At 67.7% G+C, this 19,021-nt stretch carries 22 protein-coding genes; 9 read left to right on the plus strand and 13 right to left on the minus strand.

The genetic code is table 11. The annotated features are described in order from the left end of the window. Positions 1-202: 202 nt before the first annotated feature. Positions 203-556 (minus strand): hypothetical protein, encoded by a 354-nt coding sequence (locus CXQ96_RS00005; RefSeq protein ID WP_104116002.1) that lies wholly within the window; start codon positions 554-556, stop codon positions 203-205. A 287-nt stretch (positions 557-843) separates the two neighbouring features. On the opposite strand from CXQ96_RS00005, the gene CXQ96_RS00010 reads away from it, so the two are divergent. Both CXQ96_RS00010 and CXQ96_RS00015 read left to right on the plus strand, forming a co-directional pair. Next, positions 844-1,137 (plus strand): hypothetical protein, encoded by a 294-nt coding sequence (locus CXQ96_RS00010; protein WP_104116003.1) that lies wholly within the window; start codon positions 844-846, stop codon positions 1,135-1,137. 110 nt (positions 1,138-1,247) lie between these two features. Next, positions 1,248-1,619 carry a GNAT family N-acetyltransferase gene (locus CXQ96_RS00015; RefSeq protein ID WP_104116004.1) on the plus strand — a complete coding sequence of 124 codons (372 nt, stop codon included), beginning with the start codon at positions 1,248-1,250 and terminating at the stop codon, positions 1,617-1,619. A 212-nt stretch (positions 1,620-1,831) separates the two neighbouring features. Here the strand turns inward: CXQ96_RS00015 and CXQ96_RS00020 are convergent, their stop codons facing one another. The 5 genes from CXQ96_RS00020 to CXQ96_RS00040 all read right to left on the minus strand — a co-directional run bounded on the left by CXQ96_RS00020 (position 1,832) and on the right by CXQ96_RS00040 (position 6,415). Continuing rightward, a complete protein-coding gene (locus CXQ96_RS00020) occupies positions 1,832-3,121 on the minus strand; it encodes an ammonium transporter (protein WP_104116005.1) in 1,290 nt (429 codons plus the stop codon). 173 nt (positions 3,122-3,294) lie between these two features. After that, positions 3,295-3,582, minus strand: coding sequence for a MoaD/ThiS family protein (locus tag CXQ96_RS00025; protein WP_104116006.1), 288 nt, complete (start codon positions 3,580-3,582; stop codon positions 3,295-3,297). 13 nt (positions 3,583-3,595) lie between these two features. Beyond that, positions 3,596-4,660, minus strand: a complete 1,065-nt coding sequence (locus CXQ96_RS18735) for a WD40/YVTN/BNR-like repeat-containing protein (protein ID WP_368783530.1) — start codon at positions 4,658-4,660, stop codon at positions 3,596-3,598. 243 nt (positions 4,661-4,903) lie between these two features. Next, positions 4,904-5,239 carry an Lsr2 family protein gene (locus tag CXQ96_RS00035; RefSeq protein ID WP_104116435.1) on the minus strand — a complete coding sequence of 112 codons (336 nt, stop codon included), beginning with the start codon at positions 5,237-5,239 and terminating at the stop codon, positions 4,904-4,906. Positions 5,240-5,389: 150 nt separating this feature from the next. Then, positions 5,390-6,415 carry a sigma-70 family RNA polymerase sigma factor gene (locus tag CXQ96_RS00040; protein WP_104116008.1) on the minus strand — a complete coding sequence of 342 codons (1,026 nt, stop codon included), beginning with the start codon at positions 6,413-6,415 and terminating at the stop codon, positions 5,390-5,392. Between the two features lie 133 nt (positions 6,416-6,548). Between CXQ96_RS00040 and CXQ96_RS00045 the strand changes: the two genes are divergently transcribed. Together CXQ96_RS00045 and CXQ96_RS00050 are read left to right on the plus strand one after the other, a co-directional pair. Further along, positions 6,549-7,097 (plus strand): dihydrofolate reductase family protein, encoded by a 549-nt coding sequence (locus CXQ96_RS00045; RefSeq protein WP_104116009.1) that lies wholly within the window; start codon positions 6,549-6,551, stop codon positions 7,095-7,097. Between the two features lie 56 nt (positions 7,098-7,153). Further along, positions 7,154-8,041 (plus strand): DUF4031 domain-containing protein, encoded by an 888-nt coding sequence (locus CXQ96_RS00050; protein WP_104116010.1) that lies wholly within the window; start codon positions 7,154-7,156, stop codon positions 8,039-8,041. A gap of 57 nt (positions 8,042-8,098) precedes the next feature. Here the strand turns inward: CXQ96_RS00050 and aztD are convergent, their stop codons facing one another. The 4 genes from aztD to aztB are packed head-to-tail and all read right to left on the minus strand — an operon-like array spanning position 8,099 to position 12,480. Further along, the gene (aztD, locus tag CXQ96_RS00055) at positions 8,099-9,355 is read right to left on the minus strand and encodes a zinc metallochaperone AztD (protein WP_258058616.1); all 1,257 of its coding nucleotides are present in this window, start codon (positions 9,353-9,355) and stop codon (positions 8,099-8,101) included. Between the two features lie 26 nt (positions 9,356-9,381). Then, positions 9,382-10,302, minus strand: a complete 921-nt coding sequence (aztC, locus tag CXQ96_RS00060) for a zinc ABC transporter substrate-binding protein AztC (protein ID WP_104116011.1) — start codon at positions 10,300-10,302, stop codon at positions 9,382-9,384. Further along, a complete protein-coding gene (locus CXQ96_RS00065) occupies positions 10,299-11,582 on the minus strand; it encodes an ABC transporter (RefSeq protein WP_104116012.1) in 1,284 nt (427 codons plus the stop codon). The genes aztC and CXQ96_RS00065 overlap by 4 nt, the downstream gene beginning before the upstream one ends. Beyond that, the gene (aztB, locus tag CXQ96_RS00070; protein WP_104116013.1) at positions 11,569-12,480 is read right to left on the minus strand and encodes a zinc ABC transporter permease AztB; all 912 of its coding nucleotides are present in this window, start codon (positions 12,478-12,480) and stop codon (positions 11,569-11,571) included. Before aztB ends, CXQ96_RS00065 begins: the two co-directional genes overlap by 14 nt. Positions 12,481-12,533: 53 nt before the next feature. Here aztB and aztA point away from each other — a divergent pair, with 53 nt between their 5' ends. Beyond that, positions 12,534-13,217, plus strand: coding sequence for a zinc ABC transporter ATP-binding protein AztA (aztA, locus tag CXQ96_RS00075; RefSeq protein WP_104116014.1), 684 nt, complete (start codon positions 12,534-12,536; stop codon positions 13,215-13,217). A 252-nt stretch (positions 13,218-13,469) separates the two neighbouring features. Continuing rightward, positions 13,470-13,784, plus strand: coding sequence for a DUF3040 domain-containing protein (locus CXQ96_RS00080; RefSeq protein ID WP_104116015.1), 315 nt, complete (start codon positions 13,470-13,472; stop codon positions 13,782-13,784). A 108-nt stretch (positions 13,785-13,892) separates the two neighbouring features. Here the strand turns inward: CXQ96_RS00080 and CXQ96_RS00085 are convergent, their stop codons facing one another. The 3 genes from CXQ96_RS00085 to CXQ96_RS00095 are packed head-to-tail and all read right to left on the minus strand — an operon-like array spanning position 13,893 to position 15,354. After that, a complete protein-coding gene (locus CXQ96_RS00085) occupies positions 13,893-14,630 on the minus strand; it encodes a GntR family transcriptional regulator (protein WP_104116016.1) in 738 nt (245 codons plus the stop codon). Positions 14,631-14,632: 2 nt separating this feature from the next. Then, positions 14,633-15,127 carry a PTS glucose transporter subunit IIA gene (locus CXQ96_RS00090; RefSeq protein WP_219816058.1) on the minus strand — a complete coding sequence of 165 codons (495 nt, stop codon included), beginning with the start codon at positions 15,125-15,127 and terminating at the stop codon, positions 14,633-14,635. Continuing rightward, on the minus strand, positions 15,124-15,354 hold the full coding sequence (locus tag CXQ96_RS00095) for a glucose PTS transporter subunit EIIB (RefSeq protein WP_104116017.1): 231 nt from the start codon (positions 15,352-15,354) through the stop codon (positions 15,124-15,126). Before CXQ96_RS00095 ends, CXQ96_RS00090 begins: the two co-directional genes overlap by 4 nt. A 223-nt stretch (positions 15,355-15,577) precedes the next feature. On the opposite strand from CXQ96_RS00095, the gene CXQ96_RS00100 reads away from it, so the two are divergent. The 3 genes from CXQ96_RS00100 to CXQ96_RS00110 are packed head-to-tail and all read left to right on the plus strand — an operon-like array spanning position 15,578 to position 18,535. Further along, on the plus strand, positions 15,578-16,843 hold the full coding sequence (locus CXQ96_RS00100) for a PTS transporter subunit EIIC (protein ID WP_104116018.1): 1,266 nt from the start codon (positions 15,578-15,580) through the stop codon (positions 16,841-16,843). Between the two features lie 31 nt (positions 16,844-16,874). Then, a complete protein-coding gene (gene nagB, locus CXQ96_RS00105; RefSeq protein WP_104116019.1) occupies positions 16,875-17,651 on the plus strand; it encodes a glucosamine-6-phosphate deaminase in 777 nt (258 codons plus the stop codon). Continuing rightward, a complete protein-coding gene (locus CXQ96_RS00110; RefSeq protein ID WP_104116020.1) occupies positions 17,648-18,535 on the plus strand; it encodes a protein phosphatase 2C domain-containing protein in 888 nt (295 codons plus the stop codon). Before nagB ends, CXQ96_RS00110 begins: the two co-directional genes overlap by 4 nt. Positions 18,536-19,021: the final 486 nt, after the last annotated feature.

A 19,021-nucleotide genomic window follows, 5' to 3' on the forward strand; every position in this document is an offset into this window, starting at 1 on the left:
TCAGACATCTCCACTAAGCCCGGAGGTTCTCCCCTTTCACAAGACCGGAAACGCCACCAACCTCATGGCCGGGTACACCTAGCGGGCCTGGTGGTTCCGGCCCGCCCCGCGCTTGTCGTCCCCCGCTCGTCGTCCCCCGCTCGTCGTCCCCCGCTCGTCGTCCCCCTCTCTGCAAGCAATGCGACAGGCACGGGCCGCGCGGCTACCCGGCTGGTCGCGCCACCGTGCCGCGGGTGATCTCGATGCTCGCGCCCGGGATGTACGTTGCACACTCCTCCGAGTCGGCGCGGAAGGAATAGGTGTGGTGGAAACCATCCGGGAACTGCACCTCGACGTCGCACAGCTTGTGGTGGCTCGACTCGACGACCTGCGCCGGGCCGCTGTAGGCACGGGCATCAGCGGACAGGAACCACCCGACGACGACGGCGAGGAGGCCGAGGGCGGCGGCCAGCAGGACACTCCACCCGAGGATCGAGGATCGAGGAAGCGATGGTGGAGATGCCGCGACTGCCGCCTCTCGGCCGCGTGCTGGAGTTGCTGCGCGGCGTCCGTTCACCTTCCTGCCGACGGGGGCCTGTCGGGCGGGTGACGGCGCTGCTCGCGACTGGTCGCCTTGGTTCAGCCCGGTAGTCGAACCTACCACCGGCGACGTGATGACGATTCCTGGTTCACCCGGCGGGGCGATTGGTACTCGACGGAGGAGCCAGTAGCCTCGGTGCATCGGGTGCGCTCGCAGCCGTGGAGGTCCATCGGAGGGCACCCCAGGCCGTCCCCTCGTCGGATTCGTGGCCGCCTCGCGTGCAGTAGGAGGGGCGGAGAGCCTGCCCCGAGAAGGAAGCCGCTGTGAACAGATCGTCGTTGCAGAAGAAGACCCTCGTCGCCGGGGTGATCGTCGGCGTCGTCGGGTTCGTACTCCTGCTGTCTCCGTACCCGCTGCTCGACGCCGTCTACCAGGATGCCCGCGTCCCGAACACCCTGTACCACTCCTGGGCGGCCCTCGTCTCCGCGGTGACCTCGTTCTGCCTGCCGTTCGGCGCCGTCCTGGTCGGAGCCTCCCTCGTCATGCGGCATGCAGAGCATCTCACGCATGGAGCACAGCGAGCGGACCGTGCAGCGGATGGGAACACGGGCCCGTAGGCGGCGGTCGACTGTGGGGATCCGGGCACACGGAGTTTCGCCACCGGAAACGCTGCCGAAACCGCTGCTCCGTAGCGTGGTGACGTACACCACTTCCACAGGAGGCCGCCATGCAGACGTTGAGGGTACGACGGGTCCCTTGGACCAACCCGGTCGGCATGGGGCTGCGTGACGCATTGCGAGCCGAGAACGACCGAGGGCAGCTGCCGGAACTCCGTCCGACCACCGACGACTGCGACTCCATCGCCGTTTTCCTGATCGCCTACGAGCTCGCGACGGGTCAGCCGGTGGGTTGTGGTGGCCTGCGGCTGCTCGACGACTCGCGCGCCGACGTCGACTACATCTACGTGCTGCCGTACGCGCGGTGGTCCGGCGTGGCCGCTGCCATCACAGAGGAACTCCTGTCCTGGGCGCGCGCGCACGGCATCGCGACGGTCGGCCCGATGGACGCTGTTGCGCAGCTGACCACGCTGAGGCTCTAGCCACGCCTGGTGCGCCGGCGCTAAGCCGATTGCCGGCCTGCACGCCCCCGCACAGGGTTCGAGCCCTGAGTCCCATCCCGCACGCGGTGGAAGCCTCAGCGACGACGCCGGATGTCCCCCCAGTGCAGACCGACGACGAGGGCACCCGGCGACCCGCCCGCAATGGCGGGGGGCGCCCGGTGCCCTCATGGCTGCTGCCGGGTGACGTGCGGTTACCTGCGGGGAGGAGCCCCCAGGTCCACGGGGTCTTCATCTGTCAGGTAGGCGAACTCGGAATGCGCGGAGATGTCGATGCCGCGGAGCTCGTCCTCCTGCTCGATACGGAGGCCGACCGTGCGCTGGATGACCTGCGCGATGACCCACGTGACGACGAAGGAGTAGGCGAGGACGGCCACCGTTGCGAGCGCCTGAACACCCAGCAGGTCGAAACCGCCACCATAGAACAGCCCGGAGGCACCGTTCGGGGCGTCTTCGGTGGCGAAGAGCCCGATCAGGAGCGTACCCAGGATGCCGCCGATGAGGTGAACCCCGACGACGTCGAGTGAATCGTCGAAGCCCAGGCGGAACTTGAGCTCGATCGCGAGGGAGCAGACGGCACCTGCGATGGCCCCGATGGCCAGAGCGCCCATGGGGCTGACCGCCCCGCATGCCGGTGTGATGGCCACCAGTGCAGAGATCAATCCTGACGCGGCGCCCATGCTGGTGGCCGCGCCGTTGCGGATCCGCTCGACGAGGGCCCAGGCCAGCAACCCGGCGGACGCGGCAACCGCCGTGTTCAGGAAGACGACCGACGCGGAATGCCCTGCCGAGAGCGCGGACCCTGCGTTGAACCCGAACCAGCCGACCCAGAGGAGGCCGGCGCCGACGAGAACCAGAGGGCGGCTGTGCGGCTTCGCGTGGTCCGCCTTCGGCCAGCCGTGGCTGCGGCCGAGGACCAGTGACAACGCAAGGGCCGCGATGCCGGCGTTCATGTGCACCGCCAGTCCGCCCGCGAAGTCGATCGCACCGAGGTTGTTGGCGATCCAGCCGCCCACGACCGAGCCGTCCTCCGAGCTGAAGGCGAAGACCCAGTGGGCGATGGGGAAGTACACCAGCGTGGCCCAGATCCCCGCGAAGATCATCCAGGCACCGAACTTCATGCGGCCGGCAGCGGCACCTGCGACGAGTGCCGTCGTCACGCAGGCGAAGAAGAGCTGGAAGGCTGCGAACAGGATCGGAGGGAGGGGGGCGGCAGGGTCCTCGGTGAGCAGTTGGCCCATGCCTGCGTACTCCGCGATGTTCCCGATCAGCCCTGAGCCGCCCACCGAGTTACCGAATGCCATCGAGTAACCGAAGAGGGCCCACAACACGGCGACCAGGCTCGCCCCGCCGAAGCACATCATCATCATGTTGAGGATGCGGCGGGACCCCACCATTCCTCCGTAGAACAGAGCCAGGGCCGGGATCATCAGACAGACGAGCGCGGCGCTGGCGAGAATCCAAGCGACGTTTCCAGAATCCATGGGAAGTCCATTTCCGTGAAAGCGCTTGCACGTGCCGGAGGGAACTGAGCCCGGGATCGCACTGGGGGTGGGTGGGAACCGGGAGTGGCACACCGCGCTGAGCAATGGTAGACAGCGGCAGGTTTCAGCCCTCGGCGGTCGCCGTTAACTCTGTGTTACGCCTCGTTCCGGCTCTAGCCCCCGGCGACCGACTGGATGATCATGACGGTGGCCCCCGATGGAACGAGGGTGCGAAGGCCGTCCAGGCGGCGCACGTCCTCACCGTCCACATAGATGTTCACGTAGCGCCGCAATGCCCCGGTCTCCTCGCGGATCCGCTGATCGAGCAGCGGCCGACCGGCACCCAGTCCATCCAGCAGCGCGGAGACGTCACCGTCGTCGGACACGGTCATGCTGACCTCGCTCCTGCCGTCGACGTATGGGCGCAAGAGGGTCGGGATGAGCACCGTCACCGAGGACATCAGGGTCCTCCCGTCAGGCGGGGACGACGGCGGCGCGCACCGACAGCACGTCCGGCAGGTGACTCGCGACTTCCTGGAAGGTACGACCCTCGTCCGCGCTGGCGTACACCGCACCACCCCTTGTTCCGAAGTACACCCCTGGAGTCTCTGCCGTGTCGACGCAGGCCGCATCGCGCAGCACGGCGTTGTACTCCGCTGCGGGCAGCCCGGCCGCGCTCGCCTGCCAGGTCGCGCCGCTGTCGTCCGTCCGGTGCACCTGCAGATGCCCGTCCGGAGGGATGCGCTCGCCGTCGGCCTTGAGCGGGATGACCCACGCCGTGCCGCTCCGGTGAGGATGAGCCAGCATCACGAAGCCGAAGTCGGCCGGTAGGCCGTCGGCGATCGACTGCCAGGAATCGCCCCGATCACTGCTTGCGTAGACGCCGTGGTGGTTCTGCGCGAACAGGCGGTCCGGGTCCACGGCGTCCCGGGCGACCTTGTGCACGCACTGACCGAACTCCGGATTCGGATCCGGCATGAAGTATGCACTGATGCCACGGTTGCGGGGCTGCCACGAGGCGCCGCCGTCGTCGGAACGGTAGACCCCGCCGGTGCTCATCGCGACGTGGACGGTCTCGTCGGCGGGGCTCGGAAGGACGGTGTGGGCCGCAGCCCCGCCGAAGCCGGCACCCCACTCGCTACGATGGGGATGGTCCCAGAGCGCGCGATTGAGCTCGAAGGTCTCGCCGTGATCCGTCGACTTCCACACCGAGATGGGCTGGCACCCGGCCCAGACCACCCCGGGACGATTCTCCGCATCCGGCTGGATCTGCCAGACCCGCTCGAGCGCCGTGCCGTCGTCCGGCCCGAAGCGGATGCTGCCCTCCTGCGGCTCCGCCCAGGTTTTCCCGAGGTCGTCCGAATGGGAGATGCACGGGCCGAAGTGCCAGGACATCCTGCCGGCGAACAGGCGCGTCCGTCCGCCACGCGTGTCGATGCCCACGCTCGGGATCTCCTCCATGAGGAACTTCGGCTCCGATACTGACCAGGTCTTCCGGTCGGTGCTCGAGGCGAGCCACAGCCCCTTCTTGGTACCGATGGCAAGGAGGGTGGTTTCCGTTGCTGACATGGCTGCCCCCGTTGGCGTCATTCCGGCGCGATACCGGCTCGAGTGGTGTCGATCACTTGGGAGAATGCCACCCGCCCTCCCGTTTGTATAGGCTCCACTACCAGTTCCTGTCCGCATCGCCGCGAAGGCCGTATTCGTCGACCAGCGACCGGGTTCACCGGGCTGCCAGAACCGCCACCAGTAGTGCAATCGCCGGACGTCGGCGGCCGGGAGCTACCGGCTCTCGTTATAGGCGTCGATGATCGACTGCGTGATACGCCCACGGGAGCTAGGGTTGTACCCGTTCTCCTGGGCCCACTGCCGGATCTCCTGGGTGTCCTCCCGCTTGCTGCGGGAGGAGCCCGCCTTCGGACTGGAGGACGGCTGCCTGCCGGAACCGGCCCTGCGCCCCTTGTCGACATAATCAGCGAGGGCGGCGCGCAACGAATCGGCGTTCTGTTGCGTGAGGTCTATTTCATACTGCGTGCCGTCGAGGGAGAAGCGCACTGTTTCCTGCGCTTGTTCACCTGTGAGGTCGTCGACCAACTGAACCTGTATGCGCTGAGCCATCATGATCTCCTGTGTCGTCCGAACGAACTCATGGACCCCCGGTCACCGACCTTATCCTGCCGATCTTCTGAAGCGCCGTACCTTTCCGTCACTGTGGAGAATCGCTGCCCTTCCGCTGATCGATGCCCGCCGCGGCCCCGTGGATGGGCATCAGCGCTCGTCCGCGACCTGTGCGTCACGCTCGTCGATCACGAGGGGTAGCCCGAATGCTTCGAACATGTCCGGGTACAGGAAATTGTGATGCCCGATGATGCGCTCGCCGTCGGTCTCGATGACCTGGAGGGCGAACGGTTCCCACAGGCCCGGCTCCACGAGGTGGTAGTTCGCAAATCCTCCCGCACCGTTCACCGGCAGGGGAACAAGGCGCCCGCCCTCGCACACCCTGCCCTCGCCGACGAACCACGCGCGGACGTCGTCAGGGCCCCTGAGCCAGAGGTTGAAGGGTGGCATGGACAGGACGACGTCGTCCCGGAGCAACGAGACGAGCGCCGCCATGTCGTAGGCCTCGAAGGCACGCAGGTACTTCGCCAGCAGGTCCTTGTGCGCCGGATCCTCGAGCGGCATGGATGCGCTGGGCTCGTATCCGGCCATGGTCTTGCGTGCCCGCTGGAGGGCGCTGTTGACGGAGGCCGTGGTGACCTCGAGCAGTGTCGCCACCTCCGCAGCCGACCATCGGAGCACCTCGCACAGGATCAGCACGCTGCGCTGGAGCGGCGGGAGATGCTGCAGTGCGGCCACGAACGCCAGCCGGATGGTGTCACGCGCTTCGGCGACGACGGCGGGATCACCCGAGGTATCGATGACCCTCTCGTCAGGGATCGGCTGCACGAACACGCTCTCCATGAGCGGAGCACCGAGCGCCGCATCCGCCGTCCGCGTGGACGGGCCGAGGTCCATCGGCCTGGCGCGGCGCTGGGGACTGCGGAGCATGTCCACGCAGACGTTGTGCGCGATGCGGAAGAGCCAGGTTCGCAGCGAGGACTGACCCGCGAACGATTCCTGCCGGGACCACGCCTTAATCATCGTCTCCTGCACGGCGTCCTCGGCCTCCGATGCCGCCCCGAGCATCCGGTAGCAGTACCCGGTGAGGTCGCGCCGTGATGCCTCCAAAAGCTGATCGAAGGACCCTGTTCCTGAGTCGGTGACCTGTACATCGTTCGCTGCGGCGGGCTGCATGCATCGAGCGTAGCGACCGTGGCCGCCGCGCGGGAGGAGTGAGCAGCCTCAAAAGCCGCCGGTATCGATGAAAACCCGTCCCCGATACCGTCTACTGGTGGGACAGCAAACCACCGATCGTCGGGAGCACTCGATGCGCAGACTCACAGCAGGCCTCTTCTCCTCCGTGGACGGAGTGGTCGAATCCCCCCATCTGTGGCAGCTGGACAGCTTCGACGCCGAACTCGGCGCTGGGATGGGCGCGATGATCAGGAGGGTGGATACGGTCCTGCTCGGACGGCACGGCTATATGGAGTGGGCGCAGTACTGGCCGGCAGCCGAACCCACCGACCCGTTCGGGTCCTTCATCAATCCCGTCCGGAAGTTCGTGGCGTCGCGCACCCTCGAGGGAGATCTCGGCTGGACCAATGCGTCACTCATGGATGCGCCGCTCGAAGAATTCGTGGAGACCCTCAAGCAGACCGACGGCGGGGATATCGCCGTCTGCGCCAGCATCTCCCTGGTCCGGCAACTCATGTTCGCCGGGTTGCTCGACTCACTCACCCTGATGATCCATCCCGTCGTCGCCGGCGCGGGTCGTCACCTCTTCGAAGGGACGGACCCGATGACCAGTCTCGAACTGCAGGAGGTCAGCACCACCAGCAAGGGCAACGTCCTGGCCTCCTACGGTCTTCGCCGGTAGTGGGAGGGGGAGCGGGGGAAGGGTGAGGCCGTAGCCTGAGCCCTAGACTGCTGATCATGACCGTCCTCATCGATCCACCGTCCTGGCCGGCACATGGAACGGTCTTCTCCCATCTGGTCTCGACGTCGTCGCTCGAGGAACTGCACGGATTTGCCGATGATGCGGGCGTCCCGCGCCGTGCCTTCGACGAGGACCACTACGATGTCCCTGCCCATCGCTACCAGGAGCTCGTGGAGCGTGGCGCCCTGGAGGTCAGCGGTACGGAACTCGTGCGCTCGCTCATCGCGAGTGGACTGCGGGTTCCGGCGAGGCGACGGGCGCCGAAGCTCCGCATCGCCCTCCTGTCGCGCTGGGAGGCCCTCCTGCCCGGCGACCCCGAGTTGGGGCGGGATCTGCTGGACCGTTGGAGTGAGCCGCACCGCAGGTACCACACCACCTCCCATCTCCTGGGAGTCCTCGAAGCGCTCGACCAGCTGCTGGAACCGGCCGACGCCGCCGTGCGGGAGGCCGTCCTGCTCGCCGCCTGGTTCCATGACGCCGTGTACGAGGGTGCAGCGGGGGACGACGAGCGCGCCTCGGCGGCCCTCGCCGTCGAACGGCTGGGGCTCCGGACGAGCGGGGCGACGGCGCGAGAGGTCGAGCGGCTCGTCCTCCTGACCGTGCATCACGATCCGGAGCCGGGTGACCGCGCCGGTGAACTCCTCTGCGACGCCGACCTCGCGGTGCTCGGCGGTCGGGCGGAGGACTACGCGCGGTACGTCTCGGCCGTGAGGGAGGAATACAGCCACATCCCCGACGAAGCATTCCGGCTCGGCCGACGGGCCGTGCTGGAAAGGCTGATGGCACTCGACCCGCTGTACAGGACGGCGCGAGCCGAAGCCCTGTGGAGCGCTAACGCACGGAGGAACCTGACCGGGGAGCTGGGGTCGCTCGGCCAGGCCTGAACAGCAGCAGGGGCCGGCGCCATCGACGGCGCCGGCCCCTGGCTGATCACGTCGGGATCAGCCCTCGACGACCGCGATCTCGTTCGGCGTACCGGGCAGTTCCTCGGACGAGGTGATCTTCCCCGTCGCGAGGTCGACCGCGTGGAGCTTCTTCGTGGCGGGTTCCGTGACGTACGCCGTGCCACCGACGACCTTGAGGGCCGGGTGCGGATCCTGCCACTCGACAGGGCCTTCCCAGGCGTCGATGACTGGCAGGGAGTCGGTGATCTCGCCGGTCTCGGGGTCCAAGGAGTGCAGGGCTCCGTCGGAGGCGAGGATGAGCACCTCGTCGTTCGGTCCGCGGGCCACGTCGCGGAAGGTGTACTCGACTCCCTCGGGCAGATCGATGACCTTCATGGTCTTCGTCTCGGTGTCGATGAGCGTGAGCTGGTGCAGGAGGTAGCCCTCGAGGTCGGGGTCCGACTTGTAGTCGCCGGCGATGATGGGGCTGGTCTCGCTGACGTACGCGTTGCCCATGCGGCCGAACTTGTCGGGGGCGTCGATCTTGGTGATCTCGCCGTTGTCGTAGACGAGTGCGCCGTCGCTGCAGCCGAAGACGACGACCTCGTTCTTCGCCGTGCCTTCACCGTGGACGGAGGGGCACTGGTCGCTGGTGGCGACCTCGTTGCCGTCGGCGTCGAGAACCTTGATGCCGGAGCGGCTCTCGGAATTGCCGACGGTGGTCAGGAAGGTGCCGTCTTCAAGGACGATCGAGACGCCGTGGTGGGCCTCCTCGCCCTCGATGGTCTCGGTTGCCGGAAGGCTTTCGGGATCCTCGAGGAGATCATCGGTCGTGTAAATGGTGGTGTCGCTGGTGCCGTCTGCGTAGAGGATGGTCTTGTCGCCGTGCTGCACCACGTGGCCAGCGGTGTCGGCCTCGAACATCAGGTCCGTGAGCTTCGGTTCCGCCTGCTGGGAGCCGGAGGAATCGGTCCACGTGCCGAGGTCCAGGACCTGGAAACCCTCGGGCACGGTGACGAGAGCGTGACGCCCGTCGCCTGCGGGATTGAGGCGCGTGAAGCCCTCGATGGGCATGTCTCCCTCAAGCTCCATCGTGGTGCCGTCGAGGACGAGGATCCCGCCATCGTAGGTCAGGGCAACACGGGGCGTCTGCTTGCCGGCCGCAGCAGCTGACGTGCTGGTGTCCGGCGCAGCGGAGCCTTCGGCTGCCGGTTCGGAGGAGGAGCCGCAGGCCGTCATGAGCAGGGCGGAGGTGGCGACCGTGGCGGCAAGGGCAAGGCGCCGTGGGCGTTTCGTCAGAGGAATCGCTGTCATCATCATTCTTTCTGTGTTCTGGACCCTCAAGGAGAGAGCCCGGTGGCGATGCGTTCGGTATTGGTGCGCATCATGGCGAGGTACGTGTCCGCACCCTCGCCCGGGTTCGTAAGGGATTCGGTGAAGAGCTCGACGACGTCGACGTCGATGTTCGCGCCGTCCGCGAGGACCTGGACGAGCCGGTCCGGCTGGGAGGACTCGGCGAAGATCGTGCTGACGTTCGCCTCCTCGATGGCCGCGACGAGGTCGCGGAGATCTGAGGCACTGGGGGAGGCAAGGGTAGTGCCGCCCGGAATGACGGCGCCGATGATGCGGAAGTCATACCGGTCGGCGAGGTAGCCGAACACGTGGTGGTTGGTCACCAGGTTCCGCCGGTCGGCAGGGATGGCTCCGAAGGCGTCTGCCATGGACGCATCGAGGCCGGTCAGTTCACCCCGGTAGGCGTCCGCCGACGCGTCGATGGTGTCGGCATCGATTCCGTCGATGGTCCGCACCCGCTGCTGCAGTTCGTCCACCACGTCGACCATGAGCCCCGGATCCGTCCAGAAGTGGGGGTCGGGTACTCCGGCGGACTCGCCGTCGTCGTATTCGAGGGGCTCGATCGTGTCGCCCGCGACGAGCACGGGGACATCGGCCGATTGCGCACTGTCGATGTGTTGCTGCAGTCCCTCCTCGAGTCCGAGGCCGTTGGTGACGATGAGGTCGGCCTGCCGCATCATCGCGCCGTCCTGCGCCGAGATCTCGAAGGAGTGCGGGTCCGCGTTTGCTTGCATGAGAACCCGCACGTCAGCTTCCTCCCCGACAACATTCGAGACGACGTCGCCAAGAATGTTCGTGGTCACCACGATGACCGGCTCGTCCGACCCTGCGGCGGCACATCCCGAAGTCCCGAGGAGAGTCGTGGCAGCCAGGATGAGGGCCAGATACTGCCGGCGCGTCCTGTTCATCGGCCGACCTCGACCATGTGCGCCGGGACGGTGTCGGTGTCGAAGGTGCGGGCGATACGGGCGTTGTCGGCGAAGTCGATCTCGAACAGGGTTCGCTCCGCGGGGGCGTTGAGGTATGCGCGCTGCTGGTCAGTAGTCAGCTCGACCCCGGCCAGGAGCGCAGGGTTAGCCAGGGTCTGTGGCAGGAGTGGTTCGGTAGCGGCGATTGTTGCACCGGTTTCGGCGATCAGGACGAGGACACGGCCGTTGTCGGCAAGGGCGACAACATGCCCTTCTCGGTCATCGACGGCCGAGACCTGCAGCAAGGGGACGTCGGTGGGAATGAACTGCCAGGAACGCTCCCGGGTATCGAGCAGCCATGCACCCTGGTTTCCGGCGACGGCGGCGACGGTAGGGCGGCCTTCGCGGGCCCGGAACTCCGTGGCTTTCGGAGAGCTCATTTCCGCCGGGTACGGAATGCGTTCGTAGACGACCTCGTCGGCTTCGAGCGTCGCCAGGAGCGCGCCGTCGTCGCAGCCGATGACGGTGCCGACCGATGTCGTGATGCTGCCCTGGGCGTCCGCGCAGTCGGCGGTCGCCCCGTCGATGGCTTGGCCGTCCTTGTCGTACGCCTGCACGGACGCCGCCGTCCCCGCGCTGTCCGGTTCGGTAAGGAGGGTGACGTCCGAGAGGGGGACGAGGACCCCGGGGTGCGGGTCCGTGGACAGATCGGCGCGGACACGGATCTCGCCCTTGGCGAGAGCGTCGTTGTCGAGCACGGTCGCCTTGCCGCTGTCGGGGAAGTAGACGCCGGTGGCCGACGAGCCGGCGGTGACGATGGCTTCGCCTTCACCCTTGATGGTGCCGATGGTCTTGGGCTCACCGCTGTAGTAGTGGAAGTGGTCCTCGTGGTCCCAGGTCCACATGCCGCTGTCGACGATCGTCATGGTGCCGGTGGTCGCGGACGAGGCGAAGAGGTACCGCCCGTCCGTGGAGGTGGCGCTGACCTGCGGCACGTCGCCGACCGAGGTGGTTGTTTCGTCGGCCAGGTTCAGCAGATCGATTCGGCCGTCGGTGTCCACGCTCATCAGGTGAAGCTGTGGCTCGGCGACCTCGGTGGATCCTTCGAGAGTTCCGTGGCCGTCCCCGATCTGGGCGGGAGCGGAACTGGACGCGGCTGACGGATTGCCCGTCGCGTCCGTCGCGGACTCGGACTGACTGGCCGAATCGGCGGTGGAGCAGGAGGTGAGGGACAGGGCGAGCAGGGGGAAGCAGAGCAGGAGGGTTTTAGGCGTTCGCACGAAGGGCTTTCTGTGATGGACGTACCGGCACAGGACCGGCGGAACGATCGACGTTCTGTGAAGAACGGTCAAAAGAGGTGGTGCGTCGACGGGTGATACCGCGGATGCTGCTCGACATGGCTGCGCACGCGATGGCGGCAAGGGCTATCGACGCGCCGGCCGCCGAGCCGTAGTGCCAGGACGCGAGCAGCCCGAGAAGCACTGACAGCGCGCCGATCAGGGCTGCGAGTGCCATGGTGCTCGGGATGCGGGAGGTCCAGGGGGCGGCTGCGACAGCCGGGGCGAGGAGCAGCCCGATGACCAGCAGCGCGCCTACCGCCTGATAGGAAGCGACGACGGCGAGCGTCACGAGTCCCACGAGGAGCACCTGGGCCACGCGTGGCCTCAACCCCATGACCTGGGCGATCCGGCGGTCGAACACGAGCGCAACGAAGGCCCGGTGGAACGTCGCGGCGACGAGGATCGTCAGGAGGAGTGCTCCTGCCAGCAGCCAGACGCCGGCGGACTCGATGGCGAGGACGTCGCCGAACAGGATCGCGGTCGCATCCGTGGCGAAGCTGCGTGAGTGCGAGATGATGATGACGCCGGCGGCCAGCATGCCGACGAAGAAGAGACCGATGCTCGTGTCGTGTGACAGCCGGCCCCTCCGTGCCAGGAAGCTGACCCCGAGGCTCATGACGATCGCGCTCGCCGCCGCTCCGAGGATGACGGGTACGCCTGCGAGAGTCGCGAGGGCGACGCCCGGCAGCATGCCGTGGGCCATGGCCTCACCGAGGAAGGCCATGCCGCGAATGACGACCCAGGTTCCCACGACGGCGCAGATGGCAGCGCACAGCGATCCTCCGATGAGGGCGCGCAGCATGAAATCTGCGGAGAAGGGTTCGAAGAGCAGGGTCACGAGGCAACCCTAGACGTAATTGAGTCTCATTCTCAACATGCTAGATTCGGACCATGCTCCTCGCCCGATCACACCCCGTCCTGCCACCAGCAGGGGCAGCGTGCCCGCTCGTCCTCGACGATGTGTGGTTCGACCACGACGGCGTCGAGGCACTCCGGGGCGTCTCGCTGACGGTCGATGCCGGTGCCGTCACTGCCGTGGCAGGGGCGAACGGCTCCGGCAAATCGACGCTGCTGGCCCTGCTCGCCGGGCTGCTCGTTCCGCGCAGGGGCACCGTCGTCCTTCCTCGGAGGCGCAGCACCGCACTGGTGGTGCAGCGCAGCGAGGTGCCGGACCGAATGCCGCTCACGGTCCGTGATGCTGTGGCGATGGGCCGCTGGGCGCAGGCCGGTCTGTTGAGGCGCCTGCGTCCGGAGGACCGGCGGATCATCGACGAGTGCATCGGGCTCGTCGGGCTCGACGGTCATCAGGGGCGCCCGCTGGGGGCGCTCTCGGGCGGACAGCGGCAGCGTGCGTTCCTTGCGCAGGGGCTCGCCCAGCGTGCCGATGTCCTCCTCCTCGACGAACCCACGACAGGACTCGACGCGGCTACGCGGTCCGTGGTCGCCGACGTCCTGGTGGCCGAGAGGGCCCGCGGGGCGACCGTCGTCTGCGTATCGCACGACGACGTCGCCCTGGGTGTCGCCGACCACCTCATCGTGCTCGACTCCGGGCGCGTGGTCCCGGGCGCTCCCTAGGCGCTACGCCTTGACGGTGCGGCGTGCAGTGCCGTGCCCTGGTCGTAGGGTGCAGGCGCATGGAGCGCCTTCACCGGGTCGACAGCCTGTTCACCCGACCTTCATCCGATGGTTCCCGGACGATCCCGGATGGCCACGTTTCCGGCCTAGATTCGGGGCTGGTGCTGGTGGAGCCTCGCTTCCGCGTTCGCATCACAACCCGTCCGGGCGACGAAGCGTTCCCGGTTCTCGCCGGATCGGTGGAGGAGACGAATGCCGCTGTCGGAAGAAGAGCGCCGCGCATGGGCCCAGCTCGAGCGCTCACTGGTCGGCGGCGTCTCCCGTGGTCCCACCCCCCTTGTGCAGGGCCCGTGGACCCTCACAGTTCCGTCGGAGACCTACCGGTACCTCATGCCGAGACTTGTCGTCGTCATCGGCATCGTCGTCGTCCTGATCGGAGTGCTCCTCGGTGTACCCCTCGTCGTCATGACCGGAATCGCGGTGCTGGGCATCTGCTGTGCTCGCGCACGCCGTGCCCGAACCGCGGGCGCAGCCGTGCGCGGACGCCGCCCCCGCGTGACGTCCTGAGCTCACCCGTTGCCTGCCCCGCCACGGGTGATGGTGCCGGAAGCGCCGATCCCGCGTAGCACGAGCGATCGCGACGTCGGGAGTGGCCGTCGTGAGGTGCAGTGACGGCTACTGCGGTCCCAGATGCATGGAGATCTGGTACCGGTCCGAGCGATAGGTGGAGATGGAGTACTCGATCGCCGTTCCGGGTTCGCCCTGCCCGCTGAAGGAACGCCGGTGGAACAGCAGGACCGGCGCGCCCGGCTCGATGTCGAGCAACCTCGCGACGGGCTCGGGCGCCGCCGCGGCCTGGACGGTCTGCTCCACGCGCTCCACCGGGTAACCACTCGCGGACAACACCCTGTACAGCGAGCCGGTGAGGTCGTGGGAAAGGAGATCCGGCAGGAGTGCAGGTGGCAGCCAGGACTCGTCGACGCTGACGGGTGCACCGTTCGCCAGTCGAAGCCGTGCCACGAGGTGGGCACGGTCGCCGGCTGCCAGCCCGAGGTGCTCGGCCGCCTCGCGGGGAGGGACGTCCCCACTGGCCGTGATGACCCGCGTGCTCGGCTCGAGGCCGGCGGCGCGCATGTCCTCGTTGAATGAGGCGAGGTGGAGGGTCGAACGCACCATCCCGTGGGATACGAAGGTGCCCTTGCCCTTGATGCGTACCAGCGCGCCGTCCTGCACCAGGTCGGCGATGGCGCGGCGGACGGTGATCCGGGAGACGCCGAACTCCTCCTCGAGCTGGCGCTCGCCGAGCAGGGCGTCTCCGGGCCGGAGGCCTCTCGCTACGAGTTCCTGGATCTTGCGGCGAACCCAGACATGCTTCAGTTCGCCACTGCTCGCGCCAGGGGATCCGGCAGCCACACCTAGGCTCCCGCGGCCGGAGCCGGGAGGGTGAACAGCAGCGACCCGGCGTCCACCGCCGTACCGGCGACGCTCGAGCCGATCGCGCCGGCCTTGGTGTCGAGGACGACGACGGGACAGCAGGGATCGAGGCCCTTCGACCTGATGAACGCGAGGTCCAAGCTGACCATGGGGGCCCCGGTCGAGACGACGTCTCCTTTGGCCGCGTGCACGGTGAAGCCCTCGCCCTTGAGGTGCACGGTGTCGATGCCCACGTGCACCAGGACTGCCGGCCCGGTCGCGTGCTGCACGATGAACGCATGCGGCATGACCTTCACGACGCGTCCGTCCAAGGGTGCGACGGCGGTGAGGACCATGGCGTCGTCGTGCGGCACGACGGCGACGCCGTCACCGACGAGTGCCGACGCGAACACGGGGTCGGGCACGTCCTCCAGGGCAATCACGCGGCCGGGCAGGGGCGAGGTCACCTGCAGGAGGCCTGCCTCGGCTGGGCTCACATCAGATCCTGGATGTCCTCGGCGAGGTTCTCCGCCTCCGGCCCGACGACGACCTGCACCACGGTTCCGGCCACCATGACGCCATGGGCCCCGGCCGCCTTCAGTGCCGCCTGGTCAACGAGTGATGCATCCACCACTTCTGTGCGGAGGCGCGTGATGCAGCCCTCGATCTCATCGACGTTCGCTGCTCCACCGAGTGCGGCGAGGATGGTTTCGGCCTTCGACATGTCTGCTCCTTCTGGTCAGGGTCACGGTGGCTGCTCGTTCGTCACCATCGCAGTTCGCTGCTCCTGTTGACAGATCCGCGCCCGAGGCTTCACAGTGATCACACTCACTGGTTATAACCAGCTGCAGCAGACTCTACTGACTCCGCCGCACCGTCACAAGTACGCCCCCGGACACGGCCCCAGCACCATCCGGCCTTCCACCAGCCCCGAAACGAGGACCACGATGACCACGGACCAGACTCCGCTGTCCGGAGGTGGCGGCGCATCGCCGGCGCCCGCCGCCACCAAGAAGAGTGACAGCAAGGCCCTGCAGAACCTGCAGCGCTTCGGTCGGAGCCTCATGCTGCCGATCGCCGCCCTGCCCGCGGCGGCACTCCTGCTCCGCCTCGGCCAGGACGATCTCCTGGGTAGCTTCGAATCGCTGACCACCGTCGCCGCCGTCATCGGAGCCGCAGGTAACGCGCTGTTCGCCAATCTCCCGCTGCTCTTCGCCGTCGGCATCGCCTTCGGCTTCGCGCGGAAGGGGGACGGTTCGACGGCACTCGCCGCCGTGGTCGGCTACCTCGTCATGACTGGCGTCTTCGAGGCCATGGCACCCGTGGTGCTCGGAGCGCCCGCGGACGGAGAGGACCCACCCGTCCTCAACTACGGCGTGCTCGCCGGCATCATCATGGGCCTCACGACCGCACTACTGTGGCAGCGCTACCACCGCATCAAGCTGCCGGACTGGCTCGGTTTCTTCGGTGGGCGCCGCTTCGTACCCATCATCACGTCCTTCGCCGCCATCATCATCGGCGTCGTCCTCGCGCTGGTCTATCCGTTCTTCAACAACGGCCTGACGGCGGTCGGCGACGCCGTCTCCGAGAACACCGTCGCGGGCAGCGGAGTGTACGGGTTCCTCAACCGCATGCTCATCCCCCTCGGGCTCCACCACATCCTGAACACCTTCGTCTGGTTCACTCTCGGCGAGTACAACGGCAAGACGGGGGACCTCTCCCGGTTCTTCGAGGGTGATCCCACGGCCGGCGTCTTCATGACCGGCTTCTTCCCGATCATGATGTTCGCCCTGCCCGCCGCGGCGCTCGCGATCTGGCAGGAGGCCCGCCCCGGGCAGCGCAAGATCGTCGGCGGCATCATGCTCTCCACCGGCCTCACGGCCTTCCTGACGGGGATCACCGAGCCCCTCGAGTTCTCGTTCATGTTCGTCGCCTGGCCGCTGTACGTCATCCACGCCGTCCTCACCGGCACCTCGATGATGCTCGTCAACGCCCTCGATATCCACCACGGGTTCGGATTCTCCGCAGGGGCCATCGACTACCTGCTGAACTTCGGTATCGCGGAGAAGCCGCTGTGGCTCATCCCGATCGGACTGGGATACGCAGCCGTCTACTACGTGCTGTTCCGCTTCGTCATCCGGCGCTGGAACCTGAAGACGCTGGGCCGGGAGGACGAGGGTGCACCGTCCCTCGCCACCCCCGACGCCGGCTGACGGCGACCGACGGAACCAGGAAGGACCACGCGTGCAGATCATCCTCTGCGAATCGGCGGAGCAGGTAGGGCGGCGGGCCGCCGACATCATCGAGGCCCGGGTGCGGCAGGGCCCCGCCGTCCTCGGCCTCGCGACCGGCGGCTCACCGGCGTCGACCTACGCGGAACTCATCCGCCGGCACCGGGAGGAGGGGCTGCGGTTCGGCGACGTCACGGCCTTCACGCTCGACGAGTACGCAGGACTCCCGGCCGATCACCCGCAGTCCTACCACTCGACGATCCGCCGTGAATTCGTGGACCACGTCGACCTCGACCTCGCGAAGCTGCACACGCCGAGGGGCGACGCCGAGGACCTCGTGGCCGAGGCCGCGCGCTACGACCTCGCGATCGTCGGAGCGGGGGGCATCGACGTACAGCTCCTCGGCATCGGGGCCAACGGACACATCGGCTTCAATGAGCCGACGTCGTCGCTGCGCTCCAGGACGCGCGTGAAGACGCTCGCCGTGGCCACGCGTACCGCCAATGCGCGGTTCTTCGAGGGCGACGACGAGGAGGTGCCGAAGCTGTGCCTCACGCAGGGCCTCGGCACCATCGGCGAGTCCCGGCAGGCCGTACTCGTTGCACTCGGCAGTGCGAAGGCAGCCGCTGTGCAGGCGATGGTGGAAGGACCCGTGAGCGCGTTCTGTCCGGGCTCCGTGCTGCAGCTGCACCCCCGGGCCACCATCGTCCTGGACCCCGGAGCTGCCTCGCAGTTGACGATGCTGGAGTACTACCGCGATGCCCAGGCCCTGAACGACGGGCTGCAGTGACAGCTCCCGCGTACAGCTGGTTCCAGCCGCAATCCCTCTCCGTACCCGGCGCCCTCGTGAACGAGGACGCGGTAGCGGTGTCGGCGTCGTCGCTCATCATGATCGACGGCGCCACCGGCCTGGCCGCCGGACGGCGGACGGGATGGCCGAGCGACGCGCAGTGGCTCGCGCACTCACTGGCCCCTCTCCTGGCGGACCGGCTCGACGGTGATATCTCGATCGCGGACGCGCTGGGACAGTGCCTCGACGAGCTGCGCATCGAGTACGGGGACGATGACGACGGGGGCCTCGGTCCGTCCGCATCCGTGCTGATCGCCCGCATCACCGGATCGGAACTCGAGGTCTATTCGCTCGGGGATTGCCTCGCGCTCGTCGGCATGGCCGACGGATCAGTGGCGTCGATACGGGACGGTGCGGTGGGAGAGCTCGACGCCGCCGTCCTCAGCCGCCTGCAGGAGCTCCGCCGAGGCACCGATCTGGCGATCGACCAGGCGCGCGCGTTGGTCCAGGACCTTCTCGTCGGCAACCGGAAACTGCGGAACCGGCCCGAGGGCTACTGGATCGCTGACCTGAGCGCTGCCGGCGTCGGGCACGCGCTGACGCGTACCCTCCCGGCGGCACAGGTCCGCGACGTCGCGCTGATGACGGACGGCTATGCAGCAGCCCTCGACGTCGCCCGGCTCGTCGGTACGGCCGGCGAATTGCTCCAGGAACTCCGTCGGAGCGGTCCGGTGCCACTGATGGGCGCTCTGGTGGCCCGGCTGTCCGACGACCCCAGCTGCACGGCATTCCCCCGACTCAAGCCGATGGATGATAGCTCGGTGGTCATCGCTCGTCTCCTGGGAAACACAGATGCCCTCGATGAGGCGACACGTCTCCCCTGATCGGTGCGTCAGTGCCAGAATGGTCGGAACGAGGGTGCACGGCGAAGCCGGTGATCCTCCAGACAGTCAGGAAGCCGGCCGCTGGAGGTACCTTGTTGCGCTGCCCACCGGGCGGTGGCTACCGAGCGGCTTCCCGCCCACGTCCGGGCCGCCCGAAGGAAATTCCAGATGCAAGGCTTGCACACCCACACCGCGATGACGCACGCGAACCTCTCCCCGACGATCGTCCACGACCACTTCCTGAACATGGGAGGGGTGATCGGGCACCTCGAACTCGACGCTTACCTCCACGGCATGCTGACCCTGCCCGACGACGACTCCGACTTAGTGGCGCAGGCGGTGAACGAACTGCTCGACGACGGCGCCAGGAACGGAGACGTACCCTGCTGCCGCGCTCCCTATAGCGCCATGTGCTCCGACGAGCCGCACAGCCCCATCGCGGTGCGTGCGTGCACGGCTAGCGGTCGTGGCCGCGTCCTGCAGGCA

The organism is Arthrobacter sp. B1805, assembly GCF_002929745.1.
Lineage (GTDB): Bacteria > Actinomycetota > Actinomycetes > Actinomycetales > Micrococcaceae > Arthrobacter_D.